The 14,793-nt window shown below is 63.4% G+C and carries 13 protein-coding genes; 9 read left to right on the top strand and 4 right to left on the bottom strand.

The annotated features are described in order from the left end of the window. The first annotated feature begins 36 nt into the window (after positions 1–36). The 9 genes from OZ911_RS14930 to OZ911_RS14890 all read left to right on the top strand — a co-directional run bounded on the left by OZ911_RS14930 (position 37) and on the right by OZ911_RS14890 (position 9,208). A complete protein-coding gene (locus OZ911_RS14930) occupies positions 37–798 on the top strand; it encodes a 1,6-dihydroxycyclohexa-2,4-diene-1-carboxylate dehydrogenase (RefSeq protein ID WP_016487226.1) in 762 nt (253 codons plus the stop codon). Between the two features lie 57 nt (positions 799–855). Next, entirely contained in the window at positions 856–2,184 is a 1,329-nt protein-coding gene (locus tag OZ911_RS14925; protein ID WP_016487225.1) for an MFS transporter, read from the top strand. A gap of 30 nt (positions 2,185–2,214) precedes the next feature. After that, positions 2,215–3,129: a catechol 1,2-dioxygenase gene (gene catA / locus OZ911_RS14920; RefSeq protein WP_023048139.1), complete on the top strand. Its 915-nt coding sequence runs from the start codon at positions 2,215–2,217 to the stop codon at positions 3,127–3,129. 160 nt (positions 3,130–3,289) lie between these two features. Then, positions 3,290–4,489, top strand: coding sequence for a benzoate/H(+) symporter BenE family transporter (locus OZ911_RS14915; protein ID WP_016487223.1), 1,200 nt, complete (start codon positions 3,290–3,292; stop codon positions 4,487–4,489). A gap of 54 nt (positions 4,490–4,543) precedes the next feature. Next, positions 4,544–5,794, top strand: a complete 1,251-nt coding sequence (locus OZ911_RS14910; RefSeq protein WP_070086429.1) for an OprD family porin — start codon at positions 4,544–4,546, stop codon at positions 5,792–5,794. Between the two features lie 212 nt (positions 5,795–6,006). After that, positions 6,007–7,083, top strand: coding sequence for a metal-dependent hydrolase (locus tag OZ911_RS14905; RefSeq protein ID WP_023047415.1), 1,077 nt, complete (start codon positions 6,007–6,009; stop codon positions 7,081–7,083). A gap of 3 nt (positions 7,084–7,086) precedes the next feature. After that, entirely contained in the window at positions 7,087–7,779 is a 693-nt protein-coding gene (locus OZ911_RS14900; RefSeq protein ID WP_023047414.1) for a TraX family protein, read from the top strand. A 135-nt stretch (positions 7,780–7,914) separates the two neighbouring features. After that, on the top strand, positions 7,915–8,826 hold the full coding sequence (locus OZ911_RS14895) for a LysR family transcriptional regulator (protein ID WP_023047413.1): 912 nt from the start codon (positions 7,915–7,917) through the stop codon (positions 8,824–8,826). Positions 8,827–8,995: 169 nt separating this feature from the next. Next, the gene (locus OZ911_RS14890) at positions 8,996–9,208 is read left to right on the top strand and encodes a cold-shock protein (RefSeq protein ID WP_023047412.1); all 213 of its coding nucleotides are present in this window, start codon (positions 8,996–8,998) and stop codon (positions 9,206–9,208) included. Positions 9,209–9,285: 77 nt separating this feature from the next. Here OZ911_RS14890 and OZ911_RS14885 read toward each other — a convergent pair whose 3' ends face one another. From OZ911_RS14885 to OZ911_RS14870, 4 genes are all read right to left on the bottom strand, one after another. Next, positions 9,286–10,413 carry an alkene reductase gene (locus OZ911_RS14885; protein WP_016487218.1) on the bottom strand — a complete coding sequence of 376 codons (1,128 nt, stop codon included), beginning with the start codon at positions 10,411–10,413 and terminating at the stop codon, positions 9,286–9,288. 133 nt (positions 10,414–10,546) lie between these two features. Continuing rightward, on the bottom strand, positions 10,547–11,557 hold the full coding sequence (locus OZ911_RS14880) for an aldo/keto reductase (RefSeq protein ID WP_023047411.1): 1,011 nt from the start codon (positions 11,555–11,557) through the stop codon (positions 10,547–10,549). 72 nt (positions 11,558–11,629) lie between these two features. Then, entirely contained in the window at positions 11,630–13,150 is a 1,521-nt protein-coding gene (locus OZ911_RS14875; protein ID WP_060517829.1) for an FAD-dependent oxidoreductase, read from the bottom strand. A gap of 189 nt (positions 13,151–13,339) precedes the next feature. Continuing rightward, entirely contained in the window at positions 13,340–14,668 is a 1,329-nt protein-coding gene (locus tag OZ911_RS14870; protein ID WP_016487216.1) for an MFS transporter, read from the bottom strand. Between the last annotated feature and the right edge of the window lie 125 nt (positions 14,669–14,793).

Raw genomic sequence — 14,793 nt, 5'->3', positions numbered from 1 at the left:
CCAATTGCCATTAACCGGGTCATGCAGGAAAAACATATGAACAACAGATTCCAAGGCAAGGTCGCCCTGGTCACCGGTGCCGCCCAAGGCATCGGCCGGGGCGTGTGCTGGCGGCTCAAGGCCGAAGGCGCGCAAGTGGTGGCGGTAGACCGTTCCGAACTGGTCCACGAGCTGGCTGGCGAGGGCGTGCTCACCCTCACTGCCGACCTGGAACAACACACCGACTGCGCCCGGGTCATGGCCAGCGCGGTGGAAACCTTTGGCCGCATCGACATCCTGGTCAACAACGTCGGCGGCACCATCTGGGCCAAGCCTTTCGAGCACTACGAGGTCGAGCAGATCGAGGCCGAAGTGCGCCGTTCGCTGTTTCCCACCTTGTGGTGCTGCCATGCCGCGCTGCCCTACATGCTTGAACGCGGCAGCGGCGCCATCGTCAACGTTTCGTCCATCGCTACCCGTGGTGTCAACCGTGTGCCCTATGGCGCGGCCAAAGGCGGCGTCAATGCACTTACCGCGTGCCTGGCCTTTGAAACTGCTGGCCGTGGCATTCGTGTCAACGCCACCGCACCCGGCGGCACCGAAGCACCGCCGCGGCGGGTACCGCGCAACAGTGCAGAGCAGAGCGAGCAGGAAAAACACTGGTACCAGCAGATCGTCGACCAGACCCTCGACAGCAGCCTGATGCACCGTTACGGCAGCATCGACGAGCAAGTGGGCGCGATCCTGTTTCTGGCGTCGGACGAAGCCTCGTACATCACCGGCGTGACCCTGCCGGTAGGGGGCGGCGACCTCGGCTAAGCAGCAACCTCAAGGCAACAGCTTTCCTCCACAACAAAAACAAGAGCGACAGATGCCATGCGAACCCTTGACGTACACCCGATCATCGACAACGCGCGTTTCACCCCGTTTCACTGGATGGTCATGGCCTGGTGCGGCCTGCTGCTGATTTTCGACGGCTATGACTTGTTCATCTACGGCGTGGTACTGCCGGTGATCATGAAAGAGTGGGGCCTGACCCCGTTGCAGGCTGGTGCGCTGGGCAGCTACGCGCTGTTCGGCATGATGTTCGGCGCCCTGGCTTTCGGCAGCCTGGCCGACCGCATCGGGCGCAAGAAGGGCATTGCCATCTGTTTCGCCTTGTTCTCGGGGGCAACCATCCTCAATGGCTTCGCCAGCAGCCCGAGCGAGTTTGGCATCTACCGCTTCATTGCCGGCTTGGGCTGTGGCGGCCTGATGCCCAACGCCGTGGCATTGATGAACGAGTACGCACCCAAACGGCTGCGCAGCACGCTGGTGGCAATCATGTTCAGTGGCTATTCGCTGGGCGGCATGCTTTCGGCGGGCGTGGGCATCTTCATGTTGCCGCGCTTCGGTTGGGAGTCGATGTTCTTCGCGGCTGCAGTACCCCTGTTACTGTTGCCGGTGATCCTCTACTACCTGCCGGAATCCATCGGCTTCCTGGTGCGCCAGGGCCGCAACGATGAAGCGCGCAAGCTGCTCAAGCGGTTGGACCCAGGGTGCGATGTGCAGGCTGATGACGTATTGGAGGCGGCTGACCGCAAAGGCAGCGGGGCCTCGGTACTGGCGCTGTTCCGCAACGGCCTGGCCGTGCGCACCCTGGCGTTGTGGCTGGCGTTCTTCTGCTGCCTGTTGATGGTTTACGCACTCAGCTCCTGGTTGCCGAAACTGATGGCCAACGCTGGCTACAGCCTGGGTTCCAGCCTGTCGTTCCTGCTGGCGTTGAACTTCGGCGGCATGGCCGGGGCAATTCTCGGCGGCTGGCTGGGCGACCGCTACAACCTGGTCAAGGTCAAGGTGGCGTTCTTCATTGCCGCCGCACTGTCGATCAGCCTGCTGGGTGTCAACAGCCCGATGCCGGTGTTGTACCTGCTGATCTTCATTGCCGGCGCCACCACCATTGGAACGCAGATCCTGCTGTATGCCGGTGCCGCGCAAATGTATGGGCTGTCGGTGCGTTCCACGGGGCTTGGCTGGGCCTCGGGTATTGGCCGCAACGGCGCCATCGTCGGCCCCTTGCTGGGCGGTGCGCTGATGGGCATCAACCTGCCCCTGCAACTCAACTTCATCGCCTTCGCCATCCCTGGCGCCATTGCCGCGCTGGCCATGGCCGTGCACCTGGCCAGCGGCCGTCGGCAAGCCCAGGCCGTGGTGGCGCAGGCATGACCCGAAAATAACAAGATGAGGTAACCCAAAATGACCGTGAAAATTGCCCACACTGCCGAAGTGCAGCGGTTCTTCGAGGAGGCCGCGGGCATTGGCAACGATGAAGGCAGCCCACGCCTGAAACGTATCGTGCAACGCGTGCTGCAAGACACCGCACGGTTGATCGAAGACCTGGAAGTCAGCGAAGACGAGTTCTGGCATGCCGTCGACTACCTCAACCGCCTGGGCGGGCGCGGCGAGGCCGGGCTGCTGGTGGCGGGCCTGGGCATCGAGCACTTTCTCGACTTGTTGCAGGATGCCAAGGACGAACAGGCAGGGTTTACCGGCGGTACACCCCGCACCATCGAAGGCCCGCTGTATGTTGCAGGCGCGCCCATCGCTCACGGTGAAGTGCGCATGGACGACGGCAGTGAAGATGGCGTGGCCACGGTGATGTATCTGCAAGGCCAGGTATTCGACCCCCAAGGGCAACCGCTGGCGGGTGCCACCGTCGACCTGTGGCATGCCAATACCCGTGGAACCTATTCGTTCTTCGACCAGAGCCAGTCCGCCTACAACCTGCGCCGTCGCATTGTCACCGACGCAGAAGGGCGTTACCGCGCTCGCTCCATCGTGCCGTCGGGGTACGGATGCGACCCGCAGGGGCCAACCCAGGAATGCCTGGACCTGCTGGGCCGCCATGGTCAGCGCCCGGCGCACGTGCATTTCTTTATCTCGGCAGCTGGGCATCGCCACCTGACCACGCAGATCAACCTCTCCGGGGACAAATACCTGTGGGATGACTTTGCCTATGCCACGCGGGATGGGCTGGTGGGGGAGGTGGTGTTCGTCGATGGCCCGGCGGGGCGGCATGCGCAGCTGAAGTTCGACTTCCAGTTGCAGCAGGCCCAGGGCAGTGCGAATGAGCAGCGCAGCAGCCGGCCGCGGGCTTTGCAAGAGGCCTGATACACCGAGTTGGCTTCTTCGCGGGCTTGCCCGCTCCCACAGGGGGCGCGGGAATCCGGGGCAGTGCACTGGACCTGTGGGAGCGGGCAAGCCCGCGAAGAAGCCAACACCAGAACAAGAGCCAGCCACAAAGGCCGGCCACTGCCTTGCGAGATGCGCCATGAAAACCCTGATCAAGGACAGTTCGCTGTCCGCCATCGTCGCGGGCTGCATCGCCACGATGATCTCTTACGCCGGCCCGCTGGTGATCATTTTCCACGCCGCCGAAGCTGCCGGGCTGTCCCACAAGCAGTTGTCATCCTGGGTCTGGGCCGTGTCCATGGGCAGTGCTGTGCTCGGTGCGCTGCTCAGCCTGCGCTACCGCGTGCCGGTAGTGATCGCCTGGTCGATCCCGGGCTCAGCGCTGCTGGTCACCGCGTTGCCGCAACTCGGCCTGGAACAGGCCGTAGGTGCCTACCTGGTGGCCAACCTGGTGCTGCTGCTGATCGGCCTCAGCGGCACCTTCGATCGCATCATCGCGCGCCTGCCGGGGTCCATCGCGGCGGGTATGCAGGCCGGCATCCTGTTCAGTTTCGGTATCGAAGTGTTCCGCGCCTTGCCCGTGCAGCCGTTGCTGGTAATGGCGATGTTCGTCACTTATGTGCTGATGCGCCGGCTACAGCCCCGTTATGCGGTGGCTGCGGTGCTGTGCGTGGGCACCCTGGTGACGGTGGCCAGCGGTGCGTTTCGCAGCGAGGCGCTGGTGCTGGAGCTGGCTTCACCGCAGTGGATCACACCGCAGTTCAGCCTGCCGGCGGTGTTCAGCCTGGCGTTGCCGATGGTGCTGGTGGCGCTGACCGGGCAGTTCATGCCGGGCATGGCGGTGCTGCGCAATGCGGGTTACCCCACACCGGCCAGCCCGTTGATCAGTGCCAGTGCCCTGGCCGGTATCGTGCTGGCGCCATTCGGCTGCCACGGGCTGAACCTGGCGGCGGTTACCGCCAGCCTGTGCACAGGCCATGAAGCCCATGAAAACCCACGGCGGCGCTATGTGGCGGCTGTTGCTGGCAGCACCCTGTACCTGCTGCTGGGCATCGCCGGCGCCACGTTGATGTCGCTGTTCACCGCCTTTCCCTCGGCGCTGATCGCTGCGCTGGCCGGGCTGGCCCTGTATGGCGCCATCAGCGAAGCCCTGGCCCGCAGCCTGGCAGAGCCGGCCGAGCGGGATGCGGGATTGTTCACTTTCCTGGTCACGGCTTCGGGGGTGGCATTCCTTGGCCTGTCGGCGGCGTTCTGGGGGCTGCTGTTTGGCCTGCTGGCCCACGCGCTGCTCAGGCTGCGCCAGCCACGTGCACGGGAGGTGCTGCGCCGCACCCCATGAGCTGCCGTGTTCCCAACGCTTTATCCATAAAAACAAGATCAAGAGAGCTTCGGAATGAATCACACCCCTTGCGTTGCCTTGGGCCTGACTTTGCTCAGCCAACCATTGCTGGCTGCCGACGGCGGTTTCTTCGAAGATTCGAAGGCTACCCTGAGTGCCCGCAACTACTACTTCAGCCGCGATTTCTCCGATATTGTCGGGGCCAACAAGCAGTCCAAGGCCGAGGAGTGGGCCCAGGGCTTCATCCTCGACTTCAAAAGCGGCTACACACCGGGTACGGTCGGCTTTGGCGTCGATGCACTGGGCCTGCTGGGCATCAAGCTGGACAGCAGCCCGGACCGCGCCAATACCGGCCTGCTGCCGGTGCATGGCGACGGCCGTGCTGCCGACGAGTACAGCCGCCTGGCGCCCACCTTCAAGGCCCGCCTGTCGAAGACCGAACTGCGCGTGGGCGAACTGCAACCCAACCTTCCGGTACTGACCTTCAGCGACATCCGCCTGCTGCCGCCGACCTATCAGGGCGCCAGCTTGAGTTCGTCGGACATCGACGGGCTGACCGTGCAGGCCGGGCACCTGAAAAGCACCCACCTGCGCAACGAAGGTGGCGACGGCAAGATGAACGCGATGCTTGGCCATGTGCCGATGCGTCAGGCCCAGAGCGATGCCTTCAACTATGTGGGCGGGGATTATGCGTTCAATGCCAACCAGAGCAGCGTCAGCCTGTGGTACGGGCAATTGGAGGACATCTACGAACAGGGTTTTGTCGGCCTCAAGCACAGCAAGCCTGTGGGCGACTGGGTGCTCAGTGCCAATCTGGGCTACTTCACCGCGCGTGAGGATGGCGATGCCTTGCTGGGCAACATCGACAACCAGGCGTTCTTCTCGATGTTCACCGCCCGACATGGTGGGCACAGTTTCCATGCAGGCTACCAGGGCATCTATGGCGACAGCGCGTTCCCACGGGTGTTCGCCAACATTTCGCCGCTGGGTAACGAGGTGCCGACCTATGAATTCGCTTACACAGACGAGCGTTCGTACCAGGTGCGTTACGACTACAACTTCGCCGCCATGGGGGTGCCGGGGCTGACAGCGACCGTACGCTACATCACCGGTAACAATGTTGATACCGGGCTGGGCTATGAAGGCCGTGATCGTGAGCGCGATCTGGATATCGGTTATGCAGTGCAGAGCGGGATGCTGAAGGGGCTGGGGATTCGGGTGCGCAATGCCATGGCACGCTCCAACTACCGCAGTGATATCGATGAAAATCGTTTGACGCTGGTGTACACCTGGCAGCTGTTCTGACAGGCGTACACAAAATGTCGAGCATTTCGCAGATCGCTATAGGAGCGGCCTTGTGTCGCGATGGCTGCACAGCAGCCCCATAACCCTTGTGGTTCGAGACAGCCGGGGCTGCTGCGCAGCCCATCGCGACACAGGGCCGTTCCTACACGGGAATTGCGTATCGGCATAGGTTGAGGGTAGCTTTCAGAAACCACTTTTCAGGGATGCTACCCTTGGACTCCATCACCCAAGCTGTACTCGGCGCGGCGCTGCAAGGTACCCTCCTGGGGCGCATCCAGGGCCGTCGCTCGCTGCTGTATGGCGCAGCACTGGGTACGCTGCCGGACCTGGATGTGATCATCCGCTACGCCGACCCGGTGTCGCAGATGACTTACCATCGCGGCTTCTCGCACTCGTTGTTCGTGCTCACCGGGCTGGCCCTGCTGCTGGCCTGGTTAGTCAACAAATGCTGGCCCGGCAAGGGGTACACGTTACCCAGGCTGTTCCTCGCCTTCTGGCTGGTACTTGTCACCCACCCGTTGCTGGATGCCTTCACGGTATATGGCACGCAACTGTTCTGGCCACTGCAGCCTATCCCCCAAAGCTGGGCCGCTGTGTTCATCATCGATCCGGTCTATACCTTGCCGCTGCTGGCGGCGGTCATCTACGCAAGCTTCAAGGGCGTTACCGGCAGGGCTACACGCTTGCTGACCCTGTCACTGGTGTTCAGTACCGCCTACCTGGGCTTCGGCCTTGCCGGGCGCATGGCAGCCGAGCAACGCTTCCAGGCGGCACTGGACCAGCAAGGTATCGTCGTGAGCGAGGTACGCGCCGTGCCCATCGCATTCAACAGCCTGGTCTGGCGCGTAATGGCCAAGACCCAGGATGGCGATTACTACGAAGGCATCAGCAGCAGCTTCGACCAGCAAGCGCCAGAAATGCAGCGCTTGCCGCGCAACCTGGAACTGGCAAAAGCGCTGGCAGGCGACCCTTTGCATCAACGCTTGCGCTGGTTCACCGGCGACTGGTTGCGGTACGACCAGATAGGCAATGCGTTGGTGGTCACCGACCTGCGCATGGGCATCCCGGGCAACTACACCTTCCGTTTCAACATGGCCCACCGCGACAACCAGGGCAACTGGATTGCCGATGTGCCTTCGGTGTGGGAGGGTGCCGGGCCTGGGTCAATGTTCAACAGCCACGACCTGGCGCTGATCTGGCGTCGTATCGTCGACCAGCAGCCGCCTTTGCCGCTGGAGGCCTGGACCGACCGGTACCTGGGGGCAGGTGCGGTCGAACGCGGGCGCTGAGGCATGCGTTCGGCCGGGCTGGACCTGGTCAAATGGACAGCGATGCTGACCATGGTCACCGACCACCTGCGCTTCATATGGCCTGAGGCCGATGGCTTGTTCGTGATTGGCCGGCTGGCGTTTCCGCTGTTTTGCCTGGCCATTGCGGTGAATGTGGGGCGTGCCAGGGCAAAGGTGCTCCATACCCGCGCCAACCTACGCTACCTGTCGCTGATGCTGCTGTTCGCGGTGCTCTCGGAGCCCGCCTATCGCTGGCTGGACAGTGGTTCACAGACGTTCAGTGTAATGCCGACACTGGTACTGGGGTTACTGGTTGCCTGGGGTGTCCAGCACCCACTGTGGCCGGCGCGCGTACTTGGCCTTGCGGGCCTGCTGGCAGGGTGGTTGTTCAGCGAGCAATTGATGTACGGGCTGCCGGGGGTGTTACTACCTGGCGCCTGGCTGATGGCACGCAGGCAGGGTGGGGTAGCCTGGTTGCTGCCTTGCCTGATGGCCATTGGCGGCAACCTGACCAACACCTGGTTGCGCGAGCATCTTCTGGCGCCCATTACCCTGCTGACGCTGGCTGCCGCTGCGCTGGCAGTTCCTGTCGGGTGGCTGTTGTTGCGTCATGATGCCTGGCGGATACCTGCCGTAGGGCGTTGGGGCTACCTGTTCTATCCCGTGCACCTGCTGGTGATCAAAAGCTTGTCTTGAGGCTTAGCGTTCCTGGCGGATAACACCTGCGCTGTACCTGGGGCGCGGCCGCTCGCCAAGCGCTGCAGCGTCGCCGCTTGCAATTCCCAGATCCATACCCATCTAAACCGGCCGCACCACACTCAGGAACCTGTCATGGAACCCAACCGCTTCGGCGATATTGCCGCCTTCGTCAGCGCCGCGAAGGCCGGCAGCTTCACTGCCGCCGCTGCCAGCCTGGGCCTGACCCGGTCGGCGGTAGGCAAGAGCATTGCTCGCCTGGAGGCCCGCATGGCGGTGCGTTTGCTCAATCGCACCACGCGCAAGCTGAGCCTGACCGACGAGGGCCTGGTGGCATTCGAACGCTGGCGGCAGATACTGGATGACCTGGACGAGGTGGAAAGCGCCATGGCCCAGCGCCGCGGTAAGCCTACAGGCACCTTGCGCCTGACTGCGCCGCTGTCGCTCGGCCAGCGCCATGTGCTGCCGGTGCTGGACCAGTACCTCAAGCAATGGCCGGAACTGCGCGCAGACATCCGCTTCACAGACCGCTTCGTCGACCTGGTCGAGGAGGGCGTAGACGTTGCGGTGCGCATTGGCGCACCCAAGGAAGACTCGCAGCTGTTGACCCGCACGGTGGCCTGGCAGCAGTTCGTCACCTGCGCTTCGCCCGCGTACCTCGAAGCGCGAGGCGTTCCCTTGGTGCCTGCCGACCTTTATGGCCACGACAAGATCGCCTTCCTCGCGGGCGAGAAAGCCATGCCTTGGCGCTTTGACACTGAAGCAGGCCTGCACCTGTGCGAAGACCCTGGGCGGTTGAACATCGACAGCTCGGAGGCGATGCTCGACGGCGCCCGGGCCGGCTTCGGGCTGATTCACCTGCCCACCTACATCACCGGTGACGACCTGCGCGCCGGCACCCTGGTCGAAGTCCTGCACGCCTACCGGCCACCGGCGGACCCGATTCGTATCGTGTACCCGAGCAAGCGCCACCTGTCCCCTCGGGTACGCGGTTTCATTGACTTGTTGGTCGCCAGCTGGGAATCGGGCGGGCCCTGGGAGCACTGACCTGGTGTAGTGTGCGTGTGTTTTCAGCGACTATTTTTGCGTACTGATAAAAGTGTGAGTGGCCAGTTGGCTTCAGATCGCCCAAGATGGAGCGTGAAGATGCCAGTCGATCGACTGGCGGCTCAACCATCCCGGTAAACGCACCAGCCAGCATTCGAGGGTTTAGAGTATGTCCAACAGACAAAACGGAACGGTCAAGTGGTTCAACGATGAGAAGGGGTTCGGCTTCATCACTCCCGAGGGCGGTGGCGACGACCTTTTCGTCCACTTCAAAGCCATTGAATCGGAGGGCTTCAAGTCGCTGAAAGAGGGCCAGAAGGTGTCTTTTGTTGCCGAGAAGGGACAGAAGGGCATGCAGGCTGCGCAAGTGCGCGCCGAGTAAGTTGCCCGAGTGTCCGGTACGCCCAGGCGTGCCCGGCCGCAGGAAGACGGAGCCCGTGGAGGGCTCCGTTTTTCGTATTATCGGTAAGCGCAACCTTCGCCAGCGCCCATGGCCTGGTGCAGAAACGGATAATCTGTATAGCCTTCGGGCCCATTGGCATAGTCGAACTGTGCCCGATGTTCGTTCAGAGGCGCATGCGCCCGCAGCCGCTCTACCAGGTCCGGGTTGGCAATGTAGCTGCGCCCGAACGCTACGGCATCGATCAAACCACGCCCAATCAAGTCTTCGCCTTTCTCAGCAGTGTAGGCACCCGCAGCAATGATAACGCCCGGATAGGCAGCGCGGATCGCCTGGCGGAACTCGTCACGCAGCGGCTTGCCACCGGCCCAGTCCGGCTCGGAGAGGTGCAGGTAGGCGAGGTTGCGCTTGGCCAGTTCCCGGATCAGGTATAGCCCTGCGGCCTCTTGGTCTTCGCCATTGTCCACGCCATTGAACCCGCCCAGCGGGAACACGCGGATACCCACGCGCTCGGCGCTCCAGTTGGCAATCGCCGCGTCCACCGCTTCAAGCACGATGCGCGCCCTGTTTTCGATGCTACCGCCGTAGCGGTCCTCGCGCTGGTTGGCGCTCGGGGTAAGGAACTGGTGTAGCAAGTAGCCGTGGGCAGCGTGCAGTTCGATGAAGTCGAAGCCGGCTTCGCGGGCGTTGACCGCTGCCTGGCCGAAGTCGGCCACGATGCCAGCGATTTCGTTCTCGCTCAGTGCACGCGGTGCGGAGGTTTCAACGCGTACCAGGTTGCCTTGCTCGTCGCGCAGGGTGGTGCGGGCGTCGGCCGGTAGCGCCGAGGGTGCGACAGGCGCTTCGCCACCGGGTTGCAACGAGGTATGCGATACCCGGCCGGTGTGCCACACCTGCACGGCGCTGTGCCCGCCTTCGGCGTGAATGCCTGCGTTGATGTGCCTCCAGGCGGCGATCTGCTCGGCACTGTGAATGCCGGGCGAGCCGGAATAGCCTTTGGCCTGGAAAGAGATCTGGGTGGCCTCGGTGATGATCAGCCCGGCGCTGGCACGCTGGCGATAATACTCAGCCATCATGGTGGTTGGCACATCACCCGGCTCAAGGCTGCGCAAACGGGTGAGGGGTGCCATGAACACTCGATTGGCCAAGGTGAGCGGGCCGACTTGCAGGGGTTGGAAGAGTCTCATTGCAGCTCCAGAGGTGAAAACCAATGGTGCGCACGATACCGGGATGATTGGGGAAAGGGGGGACCGGAAGCCCGGCGCAGGGCTCCCCAATGGTGTTGTCAGTACCGGCCTCTTCGCGGGTACAAGCGGGCGATCAGCTACGGGCCAGCCGCCCGCTTACATAGTGCGCCACATCATTGAACCCCGGCGTGGACGCATGCCCCGGCGTCACCAGCGAATCGATGAACGCTTCGTCCTCTGCCGTGATCTTCACCGCCAACGCACCACCATAGGTATCCCACTGCTCCTCGGTACGCGGCCCGACAACCGCCGAGCTCACCGATTGGTTGTTCAGCACCCAGGCGATGGCAAATTCGACAATCCCCACGCCCTTGGCCGCTACATAGGCCTGAAGCTGCCGAGCGATGGCCAGCGACTCCTGGCGCCACTCCACCTCCATGATGCGTTTGTCCTGGCGGCCGGCGCGGCTGCCGGCATCGGGCACAGCACCCGGTGCATACTTGCCACTGAGTACGCCCCGGGCCAAGGGGCTGAATGGTACAACGCCCAGCCCGTGGGCGGCGGCTGCAGCCAGCTGCTCTGGCTCGGCCTGGCGGTTGACGATGTTGTACAGCGGCTGGCTTACCACGGGCTTCGGCACACCCAGTCGCTCGGCAATGTGGCAGACCTCGGCAATGCGCCAGCCACGGAAGTTGGACACCCCCCAGTAGCGGATCTTGCCTTGGCGCAGCAGGTCGCCCATCGCCTGTACGGTCTCTTCCAGTGGCACCTTGTGGTCTTCGCGGTGCAGGTAGTAGATGTCCAGATAGTCCATGCCCATGCGCGTCAGCGTGGCTTCCAGCGCGTTGAAGATGTGCTTGCGTGACAGGCCGCTGCGGTTTGGCAGGCCCTCGGCCGGGCCGAAACCGACCTTGCTGGCGACGATCCAGTCATGGCGATGGCGCGCCACTGCTTCACCGACGATCTCTTCCGAACGCCCGGCGTTGTACACGTCGGCGGTGTCGATGAAGTTGATGCCCTGGCCCCAGGCCTTGTCGATGATACGCAGGGCGTCTTCGGTGCTGGTCTGCTCGCCGAACATCATGCTGCCCAGGGTAAGGGCGGAAACCTGCAGGCCACTGTGGCCGAGGGGGCGGTAGATCATGCGCGTGAGTCCTTTTGCAGTCGGCTGATCCCGCTGTTTTACACACATCCGCCGGGCATTGAAAGGCAGCATTCAGCCGATCAGCGCTAACGCCTCCTGCAGGCTCAACGGGCGCTTCAGGCGCTGCGAAAGCGTCGCCATGGCATCGGAATACCCTTGGGCGATAACCGCCTCGACCCTGTCATCCACACACTGCAAGGCAATGAAATCGCCTTGTTCCGGCCCACCGACGAACTCGATCCGGTTCCACTCCCGCGCATGGCCGAGCACTTCATAGGTACGACCGTGCTGGTAGGTCCAGAAGAAGGGTACATCGGCGTAGCGGCGCTGCTCGCCGAGCATGTTTGCGGCGGCGATCACCCCGTGTTGCTGGGCCAGGCGCCAGTGTTCGATGCGCACCGGGCGCCCCGAGAGCGGGAACGTGGCGATGTCACCGGCGGCCCACAAACCGTCGGCGGCGCGCAGTTCGGCATCGACCCGCAACGACTTGTCCTCGCTCAGCGGCACGCCCTGAAGGAAGGCGGTGGCCGGTTGCACGCCGGTGCCAAGCAATACCACTGGCGTTTGCAAGCGTTCACCGTTGGCCAACAGCACCGCCTCGATTTTGTCCCGGCCTTCGAACCGCTGGACCTGCGTGGGGCCATGGAAGGTGACGCCTCTGCGCTCATGCAGTTCGCGGATGCTGCGCCCGATGCGATCGCCTAGCTGCTTGGCAAGCGGGACCTCGTGGCGAGTCACTACATGCACCTGCACGCCGTACTCGTGCAGGGCTGAGGCCGCCTCCAGGCCGATGAAGCCATCCCCTACGATCACCGCCGGCTGGCCGGGCTCAGCTGCATCGAGCACCTGTGCGGCATCCTCCCGCGAGCGCAAGGTAAACACGCCCGGCAAGTCAACGCCGGGGATGTCGGGGCGCAGTGCCTTGCCGCCGCTGGCCAGCAGGCAGGCGTCGTAAGTGATTTGCTGGCCGTCGGCCATCATCAGTTGGCGTTTCTGGCTGTTCAAGCTGCGCACCTTACCGTGCTTACGCTCCAGCTGGCCCTTGCGCAGGGCGTCGGCTTCGAGCAACGCTGGCACTTCATCGGGTGCCATCTGCCCGGCAATCACGAATTTGCTCAGCGCGGTACGGTCGTAGGCCGGCTGGCGTTCCTGATCGATCCACAGCAACCGGCCAGCGAAGCCATGGGCCAGCAGAGTGGCAACTGCGGCGCTGCCGGCGGCACCGGCACCTATCACAACGAAGCAGCGGGCGTCGCTGTGCCTGGGTGGGTCGATGACGGGCAGCGGTTGGTCATCGACCCAGACTGCATCGTCCTTCACCCAAGCCTTGTAGCGGCGCAGGTCAGCCAGCGCAGGGGGTTCGCAGACCACCCCGTCATCGACGGCGAATGCAGCCTTGTGCCAAGGGCAGACCAGCAGGCCGCCGCAGACTACGCCTTCGTCAAGCGGGGCACCTGCGTGGGGGCAGTTGCCCTGATAGGCATGAACCTGATTGCCCTGGCGGATGAGGATGAGCTCTTCATTGCCGGCCTGGACGCGCAAGGGGCGGTGTTCGTCGAGTTGGGCCAGGCTGGCCACGGCGTGCTGGGTCATGGGGTTCTCCAAAGGGGCCTTTGGAACCATTTGACGCTTGGGGTGGGGAGGGGATGCGTTGATCTGACGACCGGCAGAGCCGGGCTTGGGGCGCTACGCGCCCCATCGCCGGCAAGGCCAGCTTCCACAAGAAGACAGTTGCTCCCACAAGTTGACGCCAAATCACTACGTTGTTCTATGAGAACAGGTTCAACTGGCCCGTGCAGAACTCAGCGCACCTGCCCGTGTGACACGCAGGGCCACCAGGCTACCCAGCACGATCAGCGCTGCCAGCGAGTACAGTGCGGCGTCGGTGGAGCCGGTCTGATCCTTGATAAACCCCACCAGGTACGGGCTGAGGAAGCCTGCCATCTGGCCCACGGAGTTGATGATCGCCAGGCCAGCGACTGCTGTGCCGGCGCTGAGCAGCGTGGTAGGCATGGGCCAGAACATCGGCAGGCCGGTCAGCGCGCCCATGGTGGCGATGGACAGGCCTAGAATGGCAATGGCCGGGTTGCCGGCGAAGTTCACCGCAATCAGCAGGCCAACGGCACCCATCAGCATCGGCACCACCAGGTGCCAGCGGCGCTCGTTGCGCAGGTCCGCCGAGCGGCCGCAAAGGATCATGAACACACCGGCCAACAGGTACGGGATCGCGCTGAGCCAGCCGATCAGCAGCGGGTTGTCGAAGCCCATGCTCTTGATGATCGACGGCAGCCAGAAGTTGATCGCGTAGACACCACTCTGGATACAGAAGTAGATAAAACCAAAGGTCCAGATCAGTGGGTGGGTCAGCACCGCGAGCACACCCTCGCCGGTGGTGGCGGGCTTGCTTGCTGCGTCGGCCTCCAGGTCGGTGGCGATCATCTGGCGTTCGGCCGGGCTTAGCCAGGCAGCTTTCTGGTAGCTATCGCTGAGCAGGAACACGGCCAGCACCCCGAGGGCAACAGTGGGCAGGCCCTGGATCAGGAACATCCATTGCCAGCCGGCCAAGCCATGCTGGCCGGCGGCGAAGTGCTGGAGGATCCAGCCGGAAAACGGCCCGCCGAGCAGGCCCGACACCGGGATCGCCGACATGAACAGGGCCATGATGCGTCCGCGACGGGCGGCCGGGAACCAGCGCGAAAGGTACAGCACCACGCCCGGGAAGAAGCCTGCTTCGGCAGCGCCGGTCAGTAGCCGCAGGGCGTAGAATTCGGTCGGGGTAGTGACGAACAGCAGGCAGGTGGACAGGCTGCCCCAGGCAATCATCATCAGCGCAATCCAGCGCCGCGGGCCAAAGCGGTTGAGTGCCAGGTTGCTTGGCAGGCCGCAGAGCACATAACCAATGAAGAAGATGCCGGCGCCAAGGCCGTACACTGTTTCGCTAAATTTCAGGGCGTCGAGCATTTGCAGCTTGGCAAAGCCGACGTTGACGCGGTCCAGGTAGTTGAACAGGTAGCAGATGAAAATGAACGGAATCAGCCGCAGGGTGATGCGCCGGTACAGCGCGTTGCGGGTGATGTCCGTGCCTTGGTCAGGGGCTGGGCTGTGTGCCATGATCGGGTTCTCTGTTGTTATGGTTTTTGCCGCGTCGCCTGTTCCGGCGCTCGCTCTGACGAGTCTCGGGGACTGCGGCTAGCCTGTCTTTGTGCTTTTGCACAGTGCCTGGTTCAGGCTGCTGT

This window comes from Pseudomonas fortuita (genome assembly GCF_026898135.2).
In the GTDB taxonomy this organism is placed as follows: Bacteria; Pseudomonadota; Gammaproteobacteria; order Pseudomonadales; family Pseudomonadaceae; genus Aquipseudomonas; species Aquipseudomonas fortuita.
Note: the sequence above shows the minus strand (reverse complement) of the source record. Positions and strands in the feature narration are given on the sequence as shown.

Bases quoted from the DNA above. Each gene is read 5' to 3' on its own strand.
- OZ911_RS14875 (WP_060517829.1), bottom strand. From the start codon at position 13,150: ATGACCCAGCACGCCGTGGCCAGCCTGGCCCAACTCGACGAACACCGC.
- OZ911_RS14915 (WP_016487223.1), top strand. From the start codon at position 3,290: ATGAAAACCCTGATCAAGGACAGTTCGCTGTCCGCCATCGTCGCGGGC.
- OZ911_RS14885 (WP_016487218.1), bottom strand. From the start codon at position 10,413: ATGAGACTCTTCCAACCCCTGCAAGTCGGCCCGCTCACCTTGGCCAAT.
- OZ911_RS14925 (WP_016487225.1), top strand. From the start codon at position 856: ATGCGAACCCTTGACGTACACCCGATCATCGACAACGCGCGTTTCACC.
- OZ911_RS14900 (WP_023047414.1), top strand. From the start codon at position 7,087: ATGCGTTCGGCCGGGCTGGACCTGGTCAAATGGACAGCGATGCTGACC.
- OZ911_RS14930 (WP_016487226.1), top strand. From the start codon at position 37: ATGAACAACAGATTCCAAGGCAAGGTCGCCCTGGTCACCGGTGCCGCC.
- OZ911_RS14880 (WP_023047411.1), bottom strand. From the start codon at position 11,557: ATGATCTACCGCCCCCTCGGCCACAGTGGCCTGCAGGTTTCCGCCCTT.
- catA (WP_023048139.1), top strand. From the start codon at position 2,215: ATGACCGTGAAAATTGCCCACACTGCCGAAGTGCAGCGGTTCTTCGAG.
- OZ911_RS14870 (WP_016487216.1), bottom strand. From the start codon at position 14,668: ATGGCACACAGCCCAGCCCCTGACCAAGGCACGGACATCACCCGCAAC.
- OZ911_RS14895 (WP_023047413.1), top strand. From the start codon at position 7,915: ATGGAACCCAACCGCTTCGGCGATATTGCCGCCTTCGTCAGCGCCGCG.
- OZ911_RS14890 (WP_023047412.1), top strand. From the start codon at position 8,996: ATGTCCAACAGACAAAACGGAACGGTCAAGTGGTTCAACGATGAGAAG.
- OZ911_RS14910 (WP_070086429.1), top strand. From the start codon at position 4,544: ATGAATCACACCCCTTGCGTTGCCTTGGGCCTGACTTTGCTCAGCCAA.